The sequence below is a fragment of the Streptomyces sp. P5F9 genome (genome assembly GCF_057961495.1).
In genome coordinates, this window is sequence record NZ_JBXVPZ010000465.1 from 1 (window position 1) to 7,399 (window position 7,399).

Consider the following 7,399-nt stretch of genomic DNA (forward strand, 5'->3'; position numbering starts at 1 on the left):
GTACGCACCCCTGCCCACCGCTCATGACCCCCGTCACCCGGCCTACGTCATCTACACGTCCGGTTCCACCGGCCGGCCCAAGGGCGTCACCGTCCCCCACCAGGGCATCACCAACCGCCTGTTGTGGATGCAGGACGCCTACCGCCTCGACGCCGACGACCGGGTGCTGCAGAAGACCCCGGCCGGGTTCGACGTGTCGGTGTGGGAGTTCTTCTGGCCGCTGATCACCGGTGCCACACTCGTCGTCGCCCGCCCGGAAGGCCACCAGGACCCGGTCTACCTCGCCGAACTGATCCAGCGTCAGCACATCACCGCGGCCCACTTCGTGCCGTCGATGCTGCGCGCCTTCCTCGCCGAGCCCGCCGCCGCCCGCTGCACCGACCTGCTCCACGTCATGTGCAGCGGCGAGGCGTTGCCCGCCCCGCTGGCGGCCCGCTTCCACCAGGTCCTCCCGGGCAGCCGCCTGCACAACCTCTACGGCCCGACCGAGGCATCCGTCGACGTCACCGCCCACGAGGTCCCCGCCGCCCCGGCCACCGTGCCGATCGGACGCCCGGTGTGGAACACCCGCACCTACGTCCTCGACGCCGGACTCCGCCCGGTACCGCCCGGTGTGGCCGGCGAACTGTATCTGGCGGGCGTCCAGTTGGCGCGCGGCTACCTGGGCCGGTCCGCCCTCACCGCCGAACGCTTCGTCGCCGACCCGTACGCCACCGAGCCCGGCGCCCGTATGTACCGCACCGGCGACCTGGCCCGCTGGACCCGGGACGGCGGACTGGAGTACCTCGGCCGCGCCGACGACCAGGTCAAGCTGCGCGGCTTCCGTATCGAACTCGGCGAGATCGAGAGCGTGTTGGCCGCCCACGAGAGCGTCGCGCACGCCACCGTCGTCCTTCGGGACGAACGCCTCGTCGCGTACGTCGTGGCGGAGGGCGCTGTGGACCCGGCTCAACTCCGCGCCCACACGGCCCAGTCGCTGCCCGACCACATGGTCCCGGCCGCCGTCGTCACGCTCGATGCCCTCCCGCTCACCCCCAACGGCAAGCTCGACCGCCGTGCCCTGCCCGGCCCCGACTTCGCCGCCGAGGTGACCGACACCCGGCCGCGCACACCGCTGGAGGAGACCCTCTGCGCCCTCGTCGCGGACGTGCTCGGTCTCGAACGCGTCGGTGTCGAGGACGACTTCTTCTCGCTCGGCGGCGACAGCATCGTCGCCATGCAGCTGGTCGCCCGCGCCCGTGCCGCCGGGCTCACCTTCAGCCCGCGTGACGTCTTCCGCCACAAGTCGGCGGCGGGGCTGGCCACAGTGACCGCCTCCACGGTCACCACCGCCGACCGCGACGACGTCATCCTGCTCGACCTCACCGACGACGAGCGCGCCGAACTGGCCGCCCTGCCCGCCGGAACCGAGGTCCTGCCCGTCTCCCCGCTCCAGGCCGGTCTGCTCTTCCACGCCGCCCTCGACTCGGGCGACGACGGACCGGACGTGTACACCGTCCAGGTCTCCTACGACCTCGAAGGCCCCCTGGACGACGACCGGTTGCACACCGCGGCCCAGTCCTTGCTCGACGCGCACGAGAACCTGCGCAGCGGTTTCCGGCACCTGTCCTCCGGGCGGCCCGTGGCCGTCGTACCGCGCACGGCCGTCCTGCCGTGGCGGCAGCTCGACCTGACGGACGACCCGGAGGAGTGGGAGCGGCTGCTCGTCCAGGAGCGGCGGCGGTTCGACCCCGAACGGCCGCCGCTGCTCCGGATGTTGCTGGCCCGGCTCGGTCCGGACCGGCATCGTCTCGTGCTCTCGCATCAGCATCTCCTGCTGGACGGCTGGTCGTTGCCTCTGCTCACCGCCGAGCTGTGGGCGCGCTACGAGGGCCGTACCCCGGCCGCGCCCGCTCCGTACCGCGAGCACCTGCGGCTGCTGGCCGCCCAGGACCCGGCCGTGTCCACCGCCGCGTGGGCCGAGGCCCTCGGCGGACTGGCCGAGCCGACGCGCCTCGCGCCCGTCGACCCGGACCGTGCCGCCGTCGTACCGTCCACCCACACCGTGGAGTTGGACCCGGGCCGAACGGCGGAGCTGGAGGCGTTCGCGCGTCGGCAGGGCGTCACCGTCAACACCCTTGTCCAAGCCGCGTGGGGCGTGCTGCTCGGGCGGCTCACCGGCCGGGACGACGTGGTGTTCGGTGCCACCGTCGCCGGGCGTTCGCCCGAACTAGCCGGCGCCGAGGCGATGATCGGCCTGTTCATCAACACCGTCCCTGTACGGGTACGGGTCCGCCCGCAGGAGAGCTCCGCCGCACTCCTCGCCCGGCTCCAGGACGAGCAGTCCCGGCTCATCGCCCACCAGCACCTCGGCCTCGCCGACATCCAGCGAGCCGCAGGACTCGGTGAACTCTTCGACACCCTCGTGGTGTTCGAGTCGTACCCCGTCGCCGACGACGAAGAGGGCGGCGACGGACCGCGCGTCTCCGTCCGCGACCACGAGGATTCCACCCACTACCCGTTCGCGTGGGCGGTCGAGCCGGCCGAACGGCTGCGGCTCACCGCCGAGTTCAGGCCCGACCTCTTCCAGCCGGCCGTCGTGCGCCGGATCGCGGACGCCCTGACCGCGCTCCTCACCGGCATGGTGGCCGAGCCCGACCGTCCCGTGGGCCGTCTCGACCTGCTGGGTCCCGCTGAGCGGCACACGGTGCTGGAGTCCTGGAACGACACCGCGTTGCCCGCGCCCACGACCGAACGGCTCGGTACCGTACCGGCGTTGTTCGTCGCGCAGGCCGTCGCCGACCCCGGCGCGGTCGCCGTCACCGACGGCCGTACGACATGGACGTTCGCCGAACTCGACGCCCGCACGGACCAGTTGGCCCGCGTTCTCGCAGGGCACGGCGTCGGACCCGAGCGGATCGTGGCCCTCGCGCTGCCCCGCACCGCCGACCACATCGCCGCGATCCTCGCCGTGATGAAGGCGGGCGCCGCCTATCTGCCCCTCGACCCGGACCTCCCCGAGTCACGCCTCACCGGCATGCTCGACGACGCCCGCCCCGTGCTCATCCTGGCCACGGCGGAGACGGCCGCCACGCTGCCCCCAACCATCGTCCCCGTCCTGCGACTTGACGCCCCGACCGACGGACTGCCCGAGGCCGAACCCGTCGCGCCCGGCCCCGACCACCCCGCCTACGTCATCTACACCTCCGGCTCCACCGGCCGCCCCAAGGGCGTCGTCGTCACCCAGCGAGGCATTGCCAACCTCTTCCACAGCCACCGCCACGACCTGCACGAGGTGGCCAAGCGGCGCACCGGCCTGCGGCGCCTGCGCGTGGGACACGCCTGGTCGTTCTCCTTCGACGCCTCCTGGCAGCCGCAGTTGTGGCTGCTGGACGGGCACGCGCTGCACATCGCCGACGACGAGACCCGGCGCGACCCCGAACTCCTGGCCGCGTTCATCCGCGACCGGGGCATCGACTTCATCGAGGTCACCCCCTCGCTGCTCGCGCAGATGGCGGACAGCGGGCTGATCGGAGACGAGGGCGACTGCCCGCTCTCCGCAGTCGGCTTCGGCGGCGAGGCCGTACCCGAGTCGCTGTGGACACGGCTGGCCGCACTGTCGGACACCGAGGCGTTCAACCTCTACGGCCCCACCGAGGCCACCGTCGACGCGCTCGTCGGCCGGGTCCGCGACAGCGCCACCCCGGTCGTCGGACGCCCTGTTCACGAGTCCCGCGCCTACGTCCTCGACACCGCCCTGCGCCCCGTACCGCCCGGCGTCACAGGGGAGTTGTACCTCTCGGGCCCTGGCCTGGCCCGCGGTTACCTCGGCCGGCCCGAACTCACCGCCGAACGCTTCGTCGCCGACCCGTACGCCACCAAGCCCGGGGAGCGCATGTACCGCACCGGCGACATGGCCCGCTGGACGGAGGACGGCCAGCTGGAGTTCGCCGGACGCACCGACGACCAGGTCAAGATCCGTGGCTACCGCATCGAACTCGCCGAGATCGAGGCCGCGTTGGACACCCACCCGGCCGTCGCGCAGACCGTGGTCGTCGCGCGTGAACACCGCCCCGGCGTACGGCAGTTGATCGCCTACGTGGTCGCCGACGAGGCGGACGGGGCCACGCTCCGCGCCCACGCCGCCTCCGCACTGCCCGACTACATGGTCCCGGCCGCCGTGGTCGTCCTCGACCGGCTGCCGCTGCTGTCCAACGGCAAGCTCGACCGATCCGCCCTGCCCGCACCGGACTTCACCGCGCAGGGCGGAGGCCGGGCCCCTTCTAGCGACACCGAGCGCACCCTCCGCGACCTGTTCGCGGACGCCCTCGGACTGCCCGCCGAGGCCGTCGGCACGGACGACGACTTCTTCACCTTCGGCGGTGACAGCATCGTCGCCATGCAACTGGTCGCCCGGGCCCGCGCCGCCGGGCTGCGGGTCACGCCCCGGCAGGTCTTCCAGCACCGGACTGTCGCCGCCCTCGCGGCCGTTGCCGTCCCGCTCGGCAGCGAGGAGCGGCACGCCGTCCACGACGACGGCACCGGCACCGTCCCGCTCACCCCGATCATGCGCGGCCTGCTGGAGCGCGGCGGCCCCATCGCCGCCTACCACCAGGCGGCCCTGGTCCAGACCCCGGCCGACCTGACCGAACCCGGCCTGCTGACCGTGCTCCAGGCGCTCGCCGACCGGCACGACATGCTCCGGGCCCAACTCGTCCGCGAGCCCGAGTGGTTGCTACGGGTACCGGCCGCACGGGACACCGACGTCAGCACCTGGCTCACCCGCGCCGACGTGCGCGGGGCGGACGACGACGCACTGCGCGCCGCCGTCTCCCGCCACGCCGAGACGGCCCGGGCCGGGCTCGACCCGGACGCGGGCGCGATGGTGCGGGCGGTCTGGTTCGACGCCGGACCCGGACAGCCCGGCCGACTCCTCATCCTCGTGCACCACTTGGTGATCGACGGCGTCTCCTGGCGCGTCCTGCTGCCCGACCTCGCCGCCGCCTGGGCAGCGGTCAGGGGTGGCCGTACGCCCGAACTCGCCCCCGTGGAGCTGTCGTTCGGCCGCTGGTCCCGGCTCCTGGGAACCCGCGCGACCGACCCGGCCACCGAGGACGAACTGCCATGGTGGACCTCCGCCCTCGCCGAGGGCGCCGAACTCCCCCTGGCTCGCCCGCTCGACCCGGCCCGCGACACGGTCGCCACCACCCGGTATGTCTCCCTGTCCTTGCCCACCGATGTCACCGGACCCCTGCTGAGCCGGGCCCCGGCCGCGTTCGGAGCCACGGTCAACGACGTGCTGCTCACCGCGTTCGCACTGGCAGTCGGTGACTGGCGCACCCGCACCCTGGCTGCCGAACAGCCGGGCGGCGGACCGGTGTTGGTGGACGTGGAGGGCCACGGCCGCGAGGAGCGACTCGCGGGCGACGCCGACCTGTCCCGTACGGTCGGCTGGTTCACCAGCGTCGTACCCGTACGACTCGACCCGGGCAAGGCCGACTTGGCGGACGCCTTCACGGGCGGACCCGCGCTGGACACGGCCCTGGCCCGCATCCGCGAGCACCTCACCGCACTGCCCACCGCCGGTATCGGGCACGGTCTGCTGCGCCACCTCAACCCGGAGACGGGCGCACGGCTCGCCCAACTCGGCCAGCCGCAGATCGAGTTCAACTACATGGGCCGCTTCGACCGCCCGGCGGCGGCCGACTGGTCCTACGCCCCCGAGGACGACGCCGCCGACCTCGACGCCGACCCCGGTCAGCCGATGTCCCACGCCCTGACCCTCAACGCCATCACCGAAGACCGCCCCGAGGGGCCGGAGCTGAGCGCCCACTGGGCGTACGCCGCCGAACTGCTCACCGAGGAACAGGTGCAGGACCTCGCCCGCACCTGGTTCCGGGCGCTGGAGGCGGTCGTACGACGAGCGGCCGTACTCGACAAGCCCTGAGACAGGCCCTGAACAAGACCTGACCGAACCGCACTTACCCACCCGACCGCATCAGAGAGGCAAGGAACCCCCGACATGAGCAACCCGTTCGAGAACCCCGAAGGCGTCTACTCCGTCCTCGTCAACGACGAGGGCCAGCACAGCCTTTGGCCCGACTTCGTGGACGTACCGGCGGGCTGGACGGTCGCGTACGGACCGGCCGCGCGGCAGGAGTGCCTCGACCACATCGAGGCCAGCTGGACGGACATGAGGCCGAAGAGCCTGGTCGAGGCCGACGGGGTCTGAGCACACGAAAGGGGGGCGGGTCCGAACCGCCTCGGACCCGCCCCCCTTTCACGTTCCCGCGGGTCAGGACGCCGGCTGCGCCACCTTCGTCGACGTCTTGCCGTCCACCGCCGCCGCGAGCTGCGGCACCATGCGGTCCAGGACGTAGGGGATGCTCAACACGGTGGACAGGGATACCGCGTTGCCGTAGTCGCTGGTCTCCTTGATGAAGACCTCGCGGCCCTGCTTCACCACGTTCAGGTCGCCGTAGATCTTGTCGCTGTGCAGCTTCGTGACGGCCGTGGTGGTGTCCGGCACGATCCACACGGCGACCTTCTGGTCGAGGAGGTCGTAGCGCTCCTTGCTGATGTTCGCGCCGAACGTGTCACCGATGACCTTGTCGAGGTCCTTCGGCAGCGAGAAGCCCAGGTCCGAGAGGAGGCGGGAGCGCGGGTCCTGGCTGCCGTAGACGAAGACGCCCTCGTACGGGGTGGCCATGACGGCCGACGCACCGGCGAAGGAGGGGTTGGCCTTCTTGGCCGCCGCGAACTTGGCCTCGACACCCGACACCAGGGTCTTGGCCTCAGCGGCCTTGCCCATCGCCTTGCCGATCTCCTCGGTCTGCTGCTGCCACGGCACGCCGTAGTCGTTGTACTGCTTGGGCTGGGCGACGACCGGCGCGAACTGCGACAGGCTCTGGTACTGCGCCTTCGTCAGACCCGAGTAGACCGCGAGGATCAGATCCGGCTTGAGGGCGGCGATCTTCTCCACCTGCGGGCCGGTGCCGGTGTCCTTGAGGACGGTCGGCGCCGCCGCGCTGCCCACCTTGTCCTTCGCCCAAGGGCCGATCGCGCCCTTGTAGCCGCCAAGCCACTCGGTCGTGCCGACCGGCACCGTGCCCAGGGCGAGGACCGCGTCCTGGTCGGTGAGACCGACGGTGACAATGCGCTTGGGCTCGGACTTGATGGTCGTACTGCCGAACTTGTGGGCGATCGTCACGGGGAAGGCGTCCGCGGACGCCTTCGCCTCCGAGCCCGAGGTGTTCGAACTGGACGATGTGGAGTCGGAGTTGGACGAGCCGCAGCCGACCGCCGTGACGGCCAGCAGGAGTACGGAGGCGAGCAGGCCGGACAGCCGTGAAGCTCTGGTGGCGCGGGGCATCGGATGATCCTTCTGTTCGTCGCGGTGGGGTCGGCGGGGGGTGACAGG

General features: G+C 72.1%; 3 protein-coding genes. 2 read left to right on the plus strand and 1 reads right to left on the minus strand.

All coding sequences use genetic code 11. The features are described from left to right. Positions 1–5,926 (plus strand): amino acid adenylation domain-containing protein (locus AC31A1_RS42620; RefSeq protein ID WP_489658451.1); only part of this gene is annotated, 5,926 nt, incomplete at its 5' end. 75 nt (positions 5,927–6,001) lie between these two features. Further along, positions 6,002–6,211, plus strand: coding sequence for an MbtH family protein (locus AC31A1_RS42625; protein WP_489658452.1), 210 nt, complete (start codon positions 6,002–6,004; stop codon positions 6,209–6,211). 63 nt (positions 6,212–6,274) lie between these two features. Here AC31A1_RS42625 and AC31A1_RS42630 read toward each other — a convergent pair whose 3' ends face one another. Beyond that, positions 6,275–7,351 carry an iron-siderophore ABC transporter substrate-binding protein gene (locus AC31A1_RS42630; protein ID WP_489658453.1) on the minus strand — a complete coding sequence of 359 codons (1,077 nt, stop codon included), beginning with the start codon at positions 7,349–7,351 and terminating at the stop codon, positions 6,275–6,277. Positions 7,352–7,399 lie beyond the last annotated feature (48 nt).

Excerpts from the sequence above, each read along its gene's own strand:
- AC31A1_RS42625 (WP_489658452.1), top strand. The coding sequence starts at position 6,002 with ATGAGCAACCCGTTCGAGAACCCCGAAGGCGTCTACTCCGTCCTCGTC.
- AC31A1_RS42630 (WP_489658453.1), bottom strand. The coding sequence starts at position 7,351 with ATGCCCCGCGCCACCAGAGCTTCACGGCTGTCCGGCCTGCTCGCCTCC.